Genomic DNA, 13,880 nt, shown 5'->3' on the forward strand with positions numbered 1-13,880 from the left:
GAACGCCGTACGGCCGCCGCTCCCGCCACGGAGACGCCCGCCCCCCCGGCGCCGTCCGCCGTAGGGCGCCATTCGCCGTACGGCCGCCGCGGGTTCACACGCCGCTGGTGTGATACCTGCGCGCCCCACACCCCCGACCACCAGGGAGGCACGCGTGAACCTCGTCGTCAACGGCGACGCAGAGACCGGTCCCGGAGGCACCGCCGAGCCCGTCGGCAGCGTCCACGGCTGGCGCCTCGCCCAGGGCGCCCCCGCCCTCGTCCGCTACGACCTCGGCGGCGGCTACCCCACGCCCGGCGACCCCGGCCCCGCCGACCGCGGCACCCGGTTCTTCAGCGGCGGCGACAGCGCCCGCACCGCCCTCGTCCAGGACGTCGGCCTGCCCCGCGCGGGCGCCACCGGCCACCGGGCCGTCGACGCCGGGCGCGTGCGCTACACCCTCACCGCCTGGCTCGGCGGCTACGCCGGCCAGCAGGACGGCGCCCGGCTCTCCGTCGAACTCCGCGACGCCCACGGCACGCCGCTCGCGCTGAGCGTCCTCGGCCCCGTCACCGCGGAGGAACGCGGCGGACGGACGGCGCTGCTGGCGCGTACGGACACCGCGGCCGTGCCGCCCGGCGCCCGCAGCGCCCGCCTCCTGCTCGCCTTCACCCGCGCCGGCGGCACCTCCAACGACGGCTACGCCGACGCGATCACCCTCACCCTCACCCCTGCGCAAGCAGCCCGCCGAGGAGGCCGCCCGTGACCGTCGACCGCCGCACCCTGCTGAGGTCCGCGGCCGCCGCCGGCGCCCTCGGCGCCGCCTGGCCGCTCACCGCCGGCCTCACCCCGGCGCAGGCCCGCGCCCGCGCGGAGGCGCTCGGCGCCGCGTACGACGAGGCCCCCTTCACCCTCGGCGTCGCCTCCGGCGACCCGCGGCCGGACTCCGTGGTGCTGTGGACCCGGCTCGCCCCCGAACCCCTCGCCGCCGAACAGGACCTCCCCGGGGTCGTCGAGGTCAGCTGGACCGTCGCCGAGGACCCCGGGCTGCGCCGCGTCGTCGCCCGCGGCACCGCCCCGGCCTCCGCCACCCTCGGCCACAGCGTGCACGTCCCCGTCACCGGCCTCGCGGCCGGGCGTACGTACTACTACGCCTTCTCCGCCCGCGGCCGCACCAGCCGCACCGGCCGCACCCGCACCGCCCCCGGCGGGCCCGTCGGCCGGGTGCGCTTCGCCACCGCCAACTGCCAGGCGTTCCACGACGGCTACTACGCCGCCCACCGCGGCATCGCCGCCGAGGACGTCGACTTCGTCGTCCACCTCGGCGACTACATCTACGAGCACGGGCAGGTCGGCGGCGTACCGGAGGAGCACGTCCGCGACCACGACGGGCCGGAGATCCTCACCCTCGGCGACTACCGCAGGCGCCACGCGCTCTACAAGGGCGACCCCGCGCTGCGCGCCGCCCACGCCGCCCACCCGTGGTTTTTGACCTGGGACGACCACGAGGTGGTCAACGACTACAGCGGCGGCGCCGGCGCCGCCCCCTTCGTGCGCCGCCGTGCCGCCGCCTACCAGGCGTGGTACGAGCACATGCCGCACCGCGACTCCTTCGGCGACTCCGCGCTGCCCGACCCGGAGATCCACCGCGTCCGCGACTGGGGCGGGCTGGTCCGGCTCACCGTGCTCGACCTGCGCTCCCACCGCTCCGCGCAGAACCTCCCGGACGGCACCATCCTCGGTGCCGCGCAGAAGAGCTGGCTCAAGCGGCACGTCGACGACGCCCCCGACGCCTGGCAGGTCTGGGCCAACTCGATCATGCTCAGCCAGCTGCGCGGCTCACCGGGCGGCCCGTACATGTTCACCGACCAGTGGGACGGCTTCCTCGCCGAACGCAAGGAGGTGCTGGCGCACGTCCACGCCGCCGGCCTCGAAGACCTCGTCGTCGTCACCGGGGACTGGCACTCGGCGTTCGTCGACGACATCCGTACCGACTACGACGATCCGGAATCCCCGCTTCTGGGAACCGAGTTCACCGCTCACTCCGTCACCTCCGGCGCGTACTCCCCGGACTGGAACAGGGCCAACGGGCCGGTCATGGGCGCCGCGAACCCGCACCTCAAGTACTTCGAGGGCAATCGATACGGCTACGACGTCTACGAGGCCACCCCGGAGCGCTTCAGCGCCCACATGCGCGTGATCGCCGACCGCCGCGACCCGCGCTCGCCGGTCACGACGCTGACGACGTTCCACGTCGACCGCGGGCGCCCCGGAAGCTACGAGGACGAGGCGACGAAGAACTCCCCGGCGCAGTACCGCCGCGCCTGACACCCGACCCGGGGGCCGCCGCCGGCGGTCGGCACCCGGCCGGGCTCCGCGCGCCGCCGGCCGTACGGCGCGGGGCCCCGGCCGGGTTGCCGCCTGGGATCCCGGACGATCGTCCGCCGCCCCCAACACCCAAGTCAATCCTCGGATTTGCTTGCCCGCCCCGAGGAGTCACTGGGGGGAGAACATCGGTTTGCCCGTGTGTCCCTGCGCGCTCACCCGTTCGGCCCATCGATAGAATCGCGCGGTGTCCACACGGGGAGCACGGAGAACTGCGAGGAGGCACGTTGACCGGACATGACGTCACCGACGAGCAGTGGCAAGGGCTCGCCGAGGTCGTGCCGCTGCGCGGCAACGAATGGCCCTCCTGGACCGGGCACGAAGCGCTCGACGACGGCGAGGTCGCCGCCGACCAGCGGCAGTTCGTCGTCATCCGCTGCCAGGTCTTCGCCGACGCGCGGCGCGTCGCCGAGTACCTGATAGCGCAGATTCCGGTGCTGCTCGACCTCACCGGCGCCGAGATCGACGTCGCCAAGCGCGTCCTCGACTTCGCCAGCGGCGTCACCTTCGGGATCCAGAGCAGCATGCACCGGGTCGACCGCAACGTCTTCCTGCTCGCCCCGGTCGGTACCGAGGTCGAGCCGCTGGCCGGCCGCTGACCCCTTTACCGCGCCCGTTCGGGTGAGCCCCGGCGGATCCGCCGGTCCTCGCCCGAACGGGGGAAGGTGCCGCTGCCGGAACGGTTCCGCGGCCGGCGCGCTCAATACCGTCCCGTCGCATGACCTCCCCCACGCTGGGCGCGGCCCCCGCGCCCCCCGCCGGGCGCCGCCGCCGGGCTGCCGAGCGCGCCACGATCACCGAACTGCGGCTGTCCGCCTTCAAGTCGCACCGCGGCACCCGCCTCCGCCTCGGCGCCCTCACCCTGCTCACCGGCGGCAGCGGCAGCGGCAAGACCGCGGCCCTGGAGGCGTACGGGGTCCTGGCCCGGCTCGGCTCCGGGGCCGGCCTCTCGGAGGCGTTCGCGCCGGTCTCCGGAGGCGCCGCCGCCTGCGTCCCCCACCGCGCCCGGCCCGACGCCGCCGGCCGCCGCGGCATCCGGCTCGGCTGCACGGTGCGCGGCCCCCTCGGCGACGTCCACCTCGACGTCGCCGTACAGGCCGAACCCGAGCTGCGCATCGTCGGCGAACGCCTGACCGGCGCCGGCCGCACCCTGCTGTCCACCGCGCTGCGCGACCCGGGCCGGGACCGGGTGGACGCGGCGTGGTACACCGCCGGCCCCGCCCCCGTCACCCGCGCCCCGCTGCCCGACGACCGGCTCGGCACCGCCCTCTTACCGCTGCGGGTCGGGGGCCGCACGGAGGGCGAGAAGCTGGTGCTCGCCGCCGCCGAACAGGCCGTCGTCGCCCTCCGCTCCGTCTACCTCTGCGACCCGCACCCCGCCCTGATGCGCGCCACCGCGGCCGTCCCCCGCGACGGCGGGGAGCTCACCGCCGACTGCCGCAACCTGCCGGCGGTGCTGCACCGCGTACGCGACGAGTGCGGCACCCGGCACGCCGCCCTCGTGGACGCCGTCCGCGGCGGCTGCGCGGGCCCGCTGCACGACGTGACGACCGAGCCGCACGGCACCGGCCTGGTCCGGGCCGTGCTCCAGCGCGCGCCGGACCGGCCCGGCACCCCCGCCGAGACCCTGGGCGACGGCGAACTGCGCTACCTCGCCCTGGCGCTGGTGCTGCTCACCGGGCCGGGGGTGCTGGCCGTGGACCAGGCGGCGGAGGTGCCGGCGGCGCGGCAGGCGCTGACGGTGCTGGCGGACGGGATCGACCGGAGCCTGGACACCCGGCAGGCGCGGGAACTGGTGGCGCTGTGCGGGCGGATGTGCGAGCGCGGGCACATCCGGGTGGTCGGCTCGGTCAGCGACCCGGCGCTGGCGGCGGCGCAGGGCGCCACGGCGGTGGCGCTGCCGTCGCGGCCCGCGGGGAATGGTGTTGCGGACGGCGCGCCGGGCCCGGAGAGTGCTCCGTGAACACCCGACGACGGCGAAACGGAGCGCACATGCCCATCGAGGGCCGGAACGTCCTGGTCACCGGTGTGAGCCGGACCCGCGGCATCGGCTTCGCCATCGCCCGCCGGCTGGCGGACGACGGCGCGCGGCTGTTCGTGCACGGCTGGCCGGCGCACGACGACGAGATGTCCTGGGGCTCCGACCTCGACGGCACCGCGAGCGTCGTCGCCGCCCTCGGCGGCGACCCGGAGCGTATCGACCACGCCGTCGCCGACCTCGCCCGGCCGGACGCGCCCGCCGCGCTGCTGACCGCGGCGCGGGAGCGGCACGGGATGGTGGACACGCTCGTGGTCAACCACGCGCGCAGCTCCCCGTACGGCCTGGAGCGCCTGACCGCCGCCGAACTCGACCTGTGCTGGGCGGTGAACGTACGGGCCACGCTGCTGCTGGTCCAGGAGTACGCGGCGCAGTACGACCCGGCCGCGGGCCGGGAGCGCGGCGGCGGGCGGGTGGTGCTGTTCACCTCCGGGCAGCATCTGGCGCCGATGAGCGGGGAGATCCCGTACGCCGCCACCAAGGGCGCGCTCCAGCAGCTGACACTGACCCTCTCCGACGCCCTCGTCGACCGCGGCATCACCGTGAACTGCGTCAACCCCGGCCCCACGGACACGGGCTGGGCGGACGCGGAACTGACCGCGCAGGTGGGCCGGGCGCTGCCGCGCGGGCGGTGGAACACGCCGGACGAGGCGGCGGCGGTGGTCCGGCTCCTCCTGGGCGACGACGCGGCGACGATCACGGGCAACACGGTCGACGCGGAGTCGGGCTTCCGGCGGTGGGTGCACTAGCGCCCGGGGGTCCGGCGCGGGTGGTAGACAGGGGCGCATGACGGACGACGTGCAGGGGCTCCAGAAGCGGCTCGCGGCGTTCGCCGCGGCGCGGGACTGGGAGCAGTACCACACCCCGAAGAACCTGGCCGCGGCGCTGAGCGTGGAGGCCGCGGAGCTGGTGGAGATCTTCCAGTGGCTGACGCCGGAGGAGTCCGCGCGGATCATGGCGGACCCCGGGGCGGCGCACCGGGTGACGGACGAGGTCGCGGACGTGCTGGCGTACCTGCTCCAGTTCTGCTCGGCGACGGGGGTGGACCCGCTGGCCGCGCTGGCGGCGAAGATCGACCGCAACGAGGAGCGCTTCCCGGCGCCGCCCCGGGCGGCCCGGCCCGGGCGGGCGGCGGGGGAGGGGGCGTGAGACCCGGCCTGTCGTTCGCCGAGGCGGTGGCCGGCCCGGCGGCCGGCGGGCCGCCGCTCGTCCTCGACGGCGGCCTGTCGAACCAGCTCGAAGCGCAGGGCTGCGACCTGCGCGACGCCCTGTGGTCGGCCCGGCTCCTCGCGGACGACCCGGACCAGATCGCGGCCGCCCACGCCGCCTACGTACGGGCCGGGGCCGACGTGCTGCTGACGGCGAGCTACCAGGCGACCTTCGAGGGCTTCGCGCGCCGGGGCACCGGGCGCGCGGCGGCGGCCCGGCTGCTGGCGCGCAGCGTGGCGCTGGCCCGGCGGGCGGCGGACGCGGCGCCGCGGCCGGTGTGGGTGGCGGCGTCGGCGGGCCCGTACGGCGCGATGCTGGCGGACGGCTCGGAGTACCACGGCCGGTACGGGGCCGGGGTGGGCGCCCGTGAGCTGGAGCGGTTCCACCGGCCCCGGCTGGAGGTGCTGGCCGCGGCGGAGCCGGACGTGCTGGCGCTGGAGACGGTGCCGGGGACGGCGGAGGCGACGGCGCTGCTGCGGGCGGCGGCGGGGCTCGGGGTGCCGCTGTGGCTGACGTACACGGTCGCGGGCCGGGCGACGCGGGCGGGGGAGCCGCTGGCGGACGCCTTCGCGCTCGCCGCGTACGACGAGCGGGTGGTGGCGACGGGGGTCAACTGCTGCGCGCCGGAGGACGTCGCGTACGCGGTCCGGACGGCGGCGCGCGTCACGGGCAAGCCGGTGGTGGCGTACCCGAACAGCGGCGAGGGCTGGGACCCGGCCGCCCGCGACTGGCGCGGCCCGGGCTCGTTCGACCCGGCCGCGGCGGCGTCCTGGCGCCGCGCGGGCGCCGCGGTGCTGGGCGGCTGCTGCCGCGTGGGCCCGGACGGCATCGCCGCCCTGGCGGCGGAGCTGCGCGGCGGCGCGTCCGGCGGGTGACGCCCCGCCGCTAAACCGATGGCCCGCGCGCCGCCCCGCACGAAATACTCGCTCACGTGTTCCTGACCATCACCGCGACCGGCACCGACGCCGCGCCCGCCACCGACCTCGGCCACCTCCTGCACAAACACCCCGACCGGGCGCAGGAGTTCGCCACCGCGCGCGGCACCGCCCACGTCTTCTACCCCGAGGCGAGCACCGCCCGCTGCACCGCCGCGCTGCTCCTCGACGTCGACCCCGTCGGCCTCGTGCGCGCCGCGAAGGGCAAGGGCGGGAACGGCAAGGGCCGGAGCCCCGACTCCGCCCTCGCGCAGTACGTCAACGACCGGCCGTACGCCGCCTCCTCCCTCCTCGCCGTCGCGCTCAGCCGCGTCTTCCGCACCGCCATGACCGGCGTCAGCCGCACCCTTCCCGAGCGCGCCGCCGGGCCGCTCCCGCTGCGCGTCGAGGTCCCCGCCGTCCCCGCCCGCGGCGGCCCGGAGCTCGTCCACCGCCTCTTCGCCCCGATGGGCTGGCAGGTCACCGCCGACGCCGTGCCGCTCGACCCCGCCTTCCCCGACTGGGGCGACTCGCGGTACGTCTCGCTCGCCCTCGACGGCGAGGTGCGGCTCGCCGACGCGCTGCGCCACCTGTACGTGCTGCTGCCGGTCCTCGACGACGCCAAGCACTACGGCGTCGCCCCCGACGAGGTCGACAAGCTGCTGCGGGCCGGCGAGGGCTGGCTGGAGGACCACCCCGAGCAGCGCCTCATCACCGGCCGCTACCTCTCCCGCCGCTGGTCCCTGGCGCGCGAGGCGCTGGAGCGGCTGGAGCTGGCCCGCCTCGCCGAGTCCGACGACGCCGAGCCGGAGGAGCTGGACAACGCCGTCGACGAGACCACCGACACCGAGGAGAAGCCGGTGCCGCTCGCCGTGCAGCGCCGCGCCGCCATCGCCGAGGCGCTGCGCGCCGCCGGCGCGGCCCGGGTGCTCGACCTCGGCTGCGGCCAGGGCCAGCTGGTCAAGGAGCTGCTGGACGACCCGCGGTTCACCGAGATCGTCGGCGTCGACGTCTCCGTACGCGCCCTCGCCGCCGCCGGCCGCCGGCTGCGGCTGGACCGCATGGGTGAGCGCCGGGCGGCGCGCGTGACGCTGCTGCAGAGCGCGCTGACGTACACCGACCGCCGGCTCGCGGGCTACGACGCCGCCGTGCTCAGCGAGGTCGTGGAGCACGTCGACCCGCCCCGGCTGCCCGCGCTGGAGTACGCCGTCTTCGGCTCCGCGCGCCCCGCGACGGTGATCGTGACGACCCCCAACTCCGAGTACAACGTGCGCTGGGAGTCCCTGCCCGCCGGCCACGTCCGGCACGCGGACCACCGCTTCGAGTGGACCCGGGCGGAGTTTCGCGCCTGGGCCGCGCCGGTGGCGGCGCGGTTCGGCTACACGGTGGCGTACGAGGGCGTGGGGCCGGACGACCCGGAGGTCGGCCCGCCGACGCAGCTCGCCGTCTTCACCCGCACCGGAACGGACAACCACGCCACGACCCCGAAGGAGGCGTCATGAGCGACACCACCGGACGCCGCCTCGGCGTCCCCGACCTCAGCCTCGTCGTCCTGATCGGCACCACCGGCGCCGGCAAGTCCACCTTCGCCCGCCGGCACTTCGAGCCCACCGAGGTCCTCTCCTCCGACTTCTGCCGCGGCCTCGTCGCCGACGACGAGAACGACCAGTCGGCCTCCCGCGACGCCTTCGACGTCCTGCACTACGTCGCCGGCAAGCGGCTCGCCGCCGGCCGCCTCACCGTCGTCGACGCCACCAGCGTCCAGCCCGAGGCCCGCCGCCAGCTCGTCCGGCTCGCCCGCGAGCACGACGTGCTGCCCGTCGCCATCGTCCTCGACGTCCCCGAGAGCGTCTGCCGCGAGCGCAACGCGGCCCGACCCGCCCGCGCCGGCATGCCCGCGCACGTCATCCCGCGGCAGCGCCGCGAGCTGCGCCGCGGCCTGCGCGGGCTCCAGCGCGAGGGCTTCCGCGCCGTGCACCACCTGCGCGGCACCGCGGAGATCGACGCCGCCGAGGTCGTCCGCGAGCGCCTGTACAACGACCTGACCCACCTCACCGGCCCGTTCGACCTCGTCGGCGACGTGCACGGCTGCGCGAGCGAACTGGAGACGCTGCTCAGCAGGCTCGGGTACGAGGACGGGGTGCACCCCGAGGGCCGCACCGCCGTCTTCGTCGGCGACCTCGTCGACCGCGGCCCGGACAGCCCCGGCGTGCTGCGCCGCGTCATGGGCATGGTCGCCGCGGGCACCGCGCTGTGCGTGCCCGGCAACCACGAGAACAAGCTCGGCCGCCTCCTGCACGGCCGCAACGTCAAGGTGTCGCACGGCCTCGCCGAGACCGTCGAGCAGCTGGAGCGCGCGGAGGCGGCGGAGCCCGGGTTCCGCGAGCGGGTGCGGACGTTCGTCGACGGCCTCGTCAGCCACTACGTGCTCGACGGCGGCCGGCTCGTCGTCAGCCACGCCGGGCTGCCGGAGAAGTACCACGGCCGCGCCTCCGGCCGGGTCCGCTCCTTCGCGCTCTACGGCGACACGACCGGCGAGACCGACGAGTACGGCCTGCCGGTGCGCTACCCGTGGGCCGAGGACTACCGCGGCCGCGCCGCCGTCGTCTACGGCCACACCCCGACGCCGGAGGCCGTCTGGGTGAACAACACCCTCTGCCTCGACACCGGCTGCGTCTTCGGCGGGAAGCTGACCGCGCTGCGCTGGCCGGAGCGCGAGCTGGTCGACGTGCCGGCCGAGCGCGTCTGGTACGAGCCCGTCAAGCCGCTGGCACCCGGCCCCGGCACGGACCCGCCCCGGAACGGCACCCCCGACCGCCCCCTCGACCTCGGCGACGTGCACGGCCGCCGCGTCGTGGAGACCGGTCAGCACGGCCGCGTCGCCGTACGGGAGGAGAACGCGGCGGCGGCGCTGGAGGTCATGAGCCGCTTCGCGGTCGACCCGCGGCTGCTCCTCCACCTGCCGCCGACGATGGCGCCCACCGCCACCTCCGCCGCGGATGGGTATCTGGAGCACCCGGCGGAGGCTTTCGCGGCGTACCGGGCGGACGGCGTCGCGCGGGTGGTGTGCGAGGAGAAGCACATGGGCTCCCGCGCCGTGGCGCTGGTCTGCCGGGACGCGGGCGTGGCGGAGAAGCGCTTCGGCCTGCCCGCGGGCTCCGGGGTGACCGGCGCGCTGTACACCCGCACCGGCCGCCCGTTCTTCGCCGACGAGGAGCGCACCGAGCAGGTCCTCGCCCGCGTCCGCGACGCGGCGGCGGCCGCCGGGCTCTGGGACGAGCTGGACACGGACTGGCTGCTCCTCGACGCCGAGCTGCTGCCCTGGTCGGTGAAGGCGGGCGGGCTGCTGCGGCAGCAGTACGCCGCGGTGGGCGCCGCGTCGCGCGCGGTGTTCCCGGACGCGCTGGCGGCGCTGGCGGCGACGCAGACCCGCCTCGCCCGCGCCGCGTCGGCCCCGGGCGCGCACCCCGACGCCGACGCCGACCCGACCGCCGCCCTCGCCGCGCTGCTCGCCCGGCAGCGCGGGCGGGCCGCCGACGCCGAGGCGTTCTCGGCCGCGTACCGCCGCTACTGCTGGCCGGTCGACGGCCTCGACGGCGTGCGCCTGGCCCCGTTCCAGCTGCTCGCCGTCGCGGGCCGCAACCTGGCCACCGAGCCGCACGACACCCAGCTCGCCCGCCTCGACCGGCTGGTGGCCGGCGACGCGACCGGGCTGCTGCTGGGCACCGGGCGGCGGTACGTCGACACCGGCGACGAGAAGTCGGTGGCCGAAGGCGTTGCCTGGTGGCAGGAGATGACGGCGGCCGGCGGCGAGGGCATGGTCGTCAAGCCGTTGCGGGCGCTGGTGCGGAACGGGGAGGGCCGGCTCGTACAGCCGGGCGTGAAGTGCCGCGGCCGGGAGTACCTGCGCATCATCTACGGCCCGGAGTACACCCGCCCGGAGAACCTGGCCCGGCTGCGCAACCGCCACCTCGGGCACAAGCGCTCCCTCGCGCTGCGCGAGTACGCGCTGGGGCTGGAGGCGCTGGACCGGCTGGCGGCGGGGGAGCCGCTGTGGCGGGTGCACGAGGCGGTGTTCGCGGTGCTGGCGCTGGAGTCGGAGCCGGTGGACCCGCGGCTGTGACCGCGCCGCGCGCCGGGCGGCGCGCGGCGCGCCCGGCCGCGGGCCCCTGGGCCGAAAGGACGAAGGCGCGGGGGGCCGGCGGCCGGCCGTTGGCCCCTGAGAACGAGGTGGGGCCGAAGGGATGAGTGCCGGTGCGCCGTCCTTGCCTCTCCGGGAGGGATCACTCCACGTGTTCGGCCGGCGGGTCCGGATCGGCGCGTGGCCGAATCGTGGGAGGCCAGCGCCCTGTCACGGAATCACCCGCGGCGTGACCCCACGTGTCCGGCGGCGCGGCAACGCGCCGCCGGACAGCGGCGGCGGCGGGCGCGTTCCCGCTGGTGGCCGGGCATGCGACGGGTCGGAGCACGCCGCCCCGCGGGCACTTGGTACCCAGTGCCGCCCCGCCGGCGGCGCGGCGGCACGTTTTCTTGCGCATCCCGCGGCGCGGTGCGAAATTGGGCCGCGCAATTCACTGGTGAAAGAGAATTGACGGCCGCGGGGCACGCGGCAGGCCGGATGGACCGCGCAGGTGAGACGACGCACGGGGGTGTCCCTTGGAGTTCGGCTGGACGGCTGACCAGCACAGCCGCTACGAGAAGACCCGTCAGGCCGTGCGGAACGAGTTCCCCCCGGGCGGCCGGCCGCGCGAGCCGTTCGACCGCGCCGACTGGCGGGTGCTGGGGAGGCTCGGGCTGCTCGGCGCCTGCGTCGGCGCGGAGCACGGGGGCCTCGGACTCGGCGCCCTGGACACCGCCCGGCTGTTCGAGGCGCTGGGCGAGGGATGCGCCGACACCGGCCTCGTCTTCGCCGCCGGCGCCCACCTCTTCGCCTGCGTCGTGCCCATCCGCGACCACGCCCAGCCGTCCCTCGCCGCCCGCTACCTGCCGGGCCTGTGCTCGGGCGAGCTGATCGCGGGCAACGCCATGACCGAGCCGGAGGCGGGCTCGGACGTCTCCCGCCTCGCCGTCACCGCCACCGAGGTGCCCGGCGGCTACCGGCTGCGCGGCGTCAAGAGCTTCGTGAGCAACGCCCCGGCCGCCGACGTCTTCGTCGCGTACGCCACCACCGACCCGGACAGCGGCCACCTCGGCCAGACGGCGTTCGTGGTGCCCGCCGACACCGAAGGGGTCGCGGTGGGCGAGCCGTTCGACAAGATGGGGCTGCGCTCGACACCGGCCGGCACGGTGACGTTCGACGACTGCCACGTCCCCGCCGATCACGTGCTGGGCGTGCCCGGGACGGGCGCGGCCGTCTTCCAGCGCTCGATGGGCTGGGAGCGGGCCTGCCTGTTCGCCGGGTACGTCGGGATGACGGCCCGGCTGGTCGAGCGCTGTGTGGCGCACGCCCGCGAACGCCGCCAGTTCGGGCGGCGGCTGGCCGACTTCCAGGCGGTCTCCCACCGGATCGTGGACATGGCGGCCCGGCTGGAGTCCGCCCGGCTGCTGCTCTACCGGGCCTGCTGGGAGATGGACGAGGGGCAGCCCGCCCGCATGTCCGTGGCGTTGTCGAAGCTCGCCGCCTCCGAGGGGGCGGTGGCCTCGGCGCTCGACGCGGTGCGCGTCTTCGGCGCCCGGGGGTACCTCGCGGACGACGGCATCGAGGCCGAACTGCGGGACGCGGTCCCGAGCGTGCTGTTCTCCGGCACCTCCGAGATCCAGAAGGAACTGGTCGCCAGGGAGCTGGGGCTGTGAGGGGCGGCGGGCAGACGCCCCCGGGCGGGCCGGTGCTGCTGCACGACCTGGTGGCCCGGGCGGCGCGCCGCTCGCCGGAGGCGCCGGCCGTGCGGGCTCCCGAGGGGGAGCTGAGCTACCGCGGGCTCGACGAAGCGGCCGGGCGGTACGCCGGCGCGCTCGCCGCCCGGGGGGTCGCGCCGGGCGACCGGGTGGTCCTGTGGGCCGGCAAGAGCCTTGAGCTCGTGGCCGCGATGCAGGGCTGCCTGCGGCTGGGCGCGGTGTACGTCCCGGTGACGGAGGCCAACCCGCCCTCGCGGCTGGCCCGGATCTGCCACGGCTGTACGCCGGCCCTCGTCCTCACGGACGCCGAGGGGGCCGGGCGGGCGGCCGGCGCGGGCTTCGCGGCCGCGCCCGTCGTCACCTTCGAAGCGCTGCTGGCCGACGCGCCCGCCCCCGGCGCCGGGGCGCCCGCGCCCCTGACGCCCGACGACCCGGCGTACATCCTCTACACCTCCGGCTCGACCGGGGAGCCGAAAGGTGTGTGCCTGAGCCACCGCAACGCCCTGGCCTTCGTCGTCTGGGCCGCCGACATGCTGCGGATCGGCCCGCACGACCGGCTGTCCAACCACGCCCCCTTCAACTTCGACCTGTCGGTGTTCGACCTGTACGCCGCCTTCCACGCGGGCGCCTCGGTGCACCTGATCCCGCAGCAGCTGGCCTACGCCCCCGAGCAGCTGGTGCGCCTCCTCATGGAGCAGGAGCTGACCGTGTGGTACTCGGTGCCGTCGGCGCTCACGCTGATGGCGGCCAAGGGCGGGCTCCTGGAGGAACAGGCGCCGCCCGGGCTCCGGGTGTGCCTCGTCGCGGGCGAGCCGTTCCCGCTGCCGCTGGCGCAGCGGTTGCGCCGCCACTGGCCGGACGTGCGGATCTTCAACTGGTACGGCCCGACCGAGACCAACGTGTGCACCTCCTACGAGGTGACCGGCGCCGACCTGGAGCGCACCACGCCCCTGCCGATCGGGACGGCGGCGTCCGGCGACGAGCTGGAGCTGGCGCCGCTGGAGCGGGACGGCGGCGGGCCCGAAGGGGCGTACGAGCTGCGGGTCACCGGGCCGTCCGTGATGCTCGGCTACTGGGGCGGTCCGGCGCAGAGCGGGGCGTACGCCACCGGCGACCTGGTGCGCCTCGACCCGGAGGGCAACCTGGAGTATCTGGGCCGGCGCGACCAGATGGTGAAGATCCGCGGCCAGCGGGTCGAACTGGGCGAGATCGAAGCCGTGATCGGCTCCCATCCGGACGTCGGGGACGTCGCCGCCGTCGTCGTCGGCACCGGCCTCGAAGCCGCGCTGCACGCGGTGGCGGTGGCCGTACCGGGCCGGACGCCGACGCTGCTGGGGCTCAAGCTGTGGTCGGCCGAGCGACTGCCGTCCTCCATGGTGCTGGACGTGCTGCACCTGGTCGACGAGCTGCCGCGGACGCCGAACGGGAAGATGGACAAGCGCCGGATAGCGGGCGGCATATCCTCCGGGTGGGACGGATGAGCCGGCGTCCCTCAGCCCGGGCGGAAGGAGAGGGACGCC

At 76.3% G+C, this 13,880-nt stretch carries 11 protein-coding genes; all 11 read left to right on the forward strand.

The features are described 5' to 3' along the window. Positions 1-154 precede the first annotated feature (154 nt). The 11 genes from ACHZ99_RS14900 (at position 155) to ACHZ99_RS14950 (ending at position 13,841) form a co-directional block, all read left to right on the forward strand. Positions 155-745 carry a phosphoesterase gene (locus tag ACHZ99_RS14900; protein WP_420305036.1) on the forward strand — a complete coding sequence of 197 codons (591 nt, stop codon included), beginning with the start codon at positions 155-157 and terminating at the stop codon, positions 743-745. Then, positions 742-2,307: an alkaline phosphatase D family protein gene (locus ACHZ99_RS14905; protein WP_420305037.1), complete on the forward strand. Its 1,566-nt coding sequence runs from the start codon at positions 742-744 to the stop codon at positions 2,305-2,307. Before ACHZ99_RS14900 ends, ACHZ99_RS14905 begins: the two co-directional genes overlap by 4 nt. 284 nt (positions 2,308-2,591) lie before the next feature. Then, positions 2,592-2,963: a cell division protein SepF gene (locus tag ACHZ99_RS14910; RefSeq protein WP_420305038.1), complete on the forward strand. Its 372-nt coding sequence runs from the start codon at positions 2,592-2,594 to the stop codon at positions 2,961-2,963. A 119-nt stretch (positions 2,964-3,082) separates the two neighbouring features. Continuing rightward, a complete protein-coding gene (locus ACHZ99_RS14915) occupies positions 3,083-4,327 on the forward strand; it encodes an AAA family ATPase (protein WP_420305039.1) in 1,245 nt (414 codons plus the stop codon). 29 nt (positions 4,328-4,356) lie between these two features. Continuing rightward, positions 4,357-5,151 carry an SDR family oxidoreductase gene (locus tag ACHZ99_RS14920; protein WP_420305040.1) on the forward strand — a complete coding sequence of 265 codons (795 nt, stop codon included), beginning with the start codon at positions 4,357-4,359 and terminating at the stop codon, positions 5,149-5,151. A 37-nt stretch (positions 5,152-5,188) separates the two neighbouring features. After that, complete coding sequence (locus ACHZ99_RS14925) at positions 5,189-5,551, forward strand: nucleotide pyrophosphohydrolase (protein ID WP_420305041.1); 363 nt, start codon at positions 5,189-5,191, stop codon at positions 5,549-5,551. A gap of 8 nt (positions 5,552-5,559) precedes the next feature. Further along, positions 5,560-6,486, forward strand: a complete 927-nt coding sequence (gene mmuM, locus ACHZ99_RS14930; RefSeq protein ID WP_420305210.1) for a homocysteine S-methyltransferase — start codon at positions 5,560-5,562, stop codon at positions 6,484-6,486. 56 nt (positions 6,487-6,542) lie between these two features. After that, positions 6,543-8,027 carry a 3' terminal RNA ribose 2'-O-methyltransferase Hen1 gene (locus tag ACHZ99_RS14935; RefSeq protein WP_420305042.1) on the forward strand — a complete coding sequence of 495 codons (1,485 nt, stop codon included), beginning with the start codon at positions 6,543-6,545 and terminating at the stop codon, positions 8,025-8,027. Beyond that, positions 8,024-10,648 carry a polynucleotide kinase-phosphatase gene (locus tag ACHZ99_RS14940; protein WP_420305043.1) on the forward strand — a complete coding sequence of 875 codons (2,625 nt, stop codon included), beginning with the start codon at positions 8,024-8,026 and terminating at the stop codon, positions 10,646-10,648. Before ACHZ99_RS14935 ends, ACHZ99_RS14940 begins: the two co-directional genes overlap by 4 nt. A 533-nt stretch (positions 10,649-11,181) precedes the next feature. Then, positions 11,182-12,318 (forward strand): acyl-CoA dehydrogenase family protein, encoded by a 1,137-nt coding sequence (locus tag ACHZ99_RS14945; RefSeq protein WP_420305044.1) that lies wholly within the window; start codon positions 11,182-11,184, stop codon positions 12,316-12,318. Next, a complete protein-coding gene (locus tag ACHZ99_RS14950; RefSeq protein WP_420305045.1) occupies positions 12,315-13,841 on the forward strand; it encodes an amino acid adenylation domain-containing protein in 1,527 nt (508 codons plus the stop codon). The genes ACHZ99_RS14945 and ACHZ99_RS14950 overlap by 4 nt, the downstream gene beginning before the upstream one ends. Positions 13,842-13,880 lie beyond the last annotated feature (39 nt).

It is taken from the genome of Streptomyces sp. MAR4 CNX-425, from assembly GCF_048656465.1.
Taxonomy (GTDB): domain Bacteria; phylum Actinomycetota; class Actinomycetes; order Streptomycetales; family Streptomycetaceae; genus Streptomyces.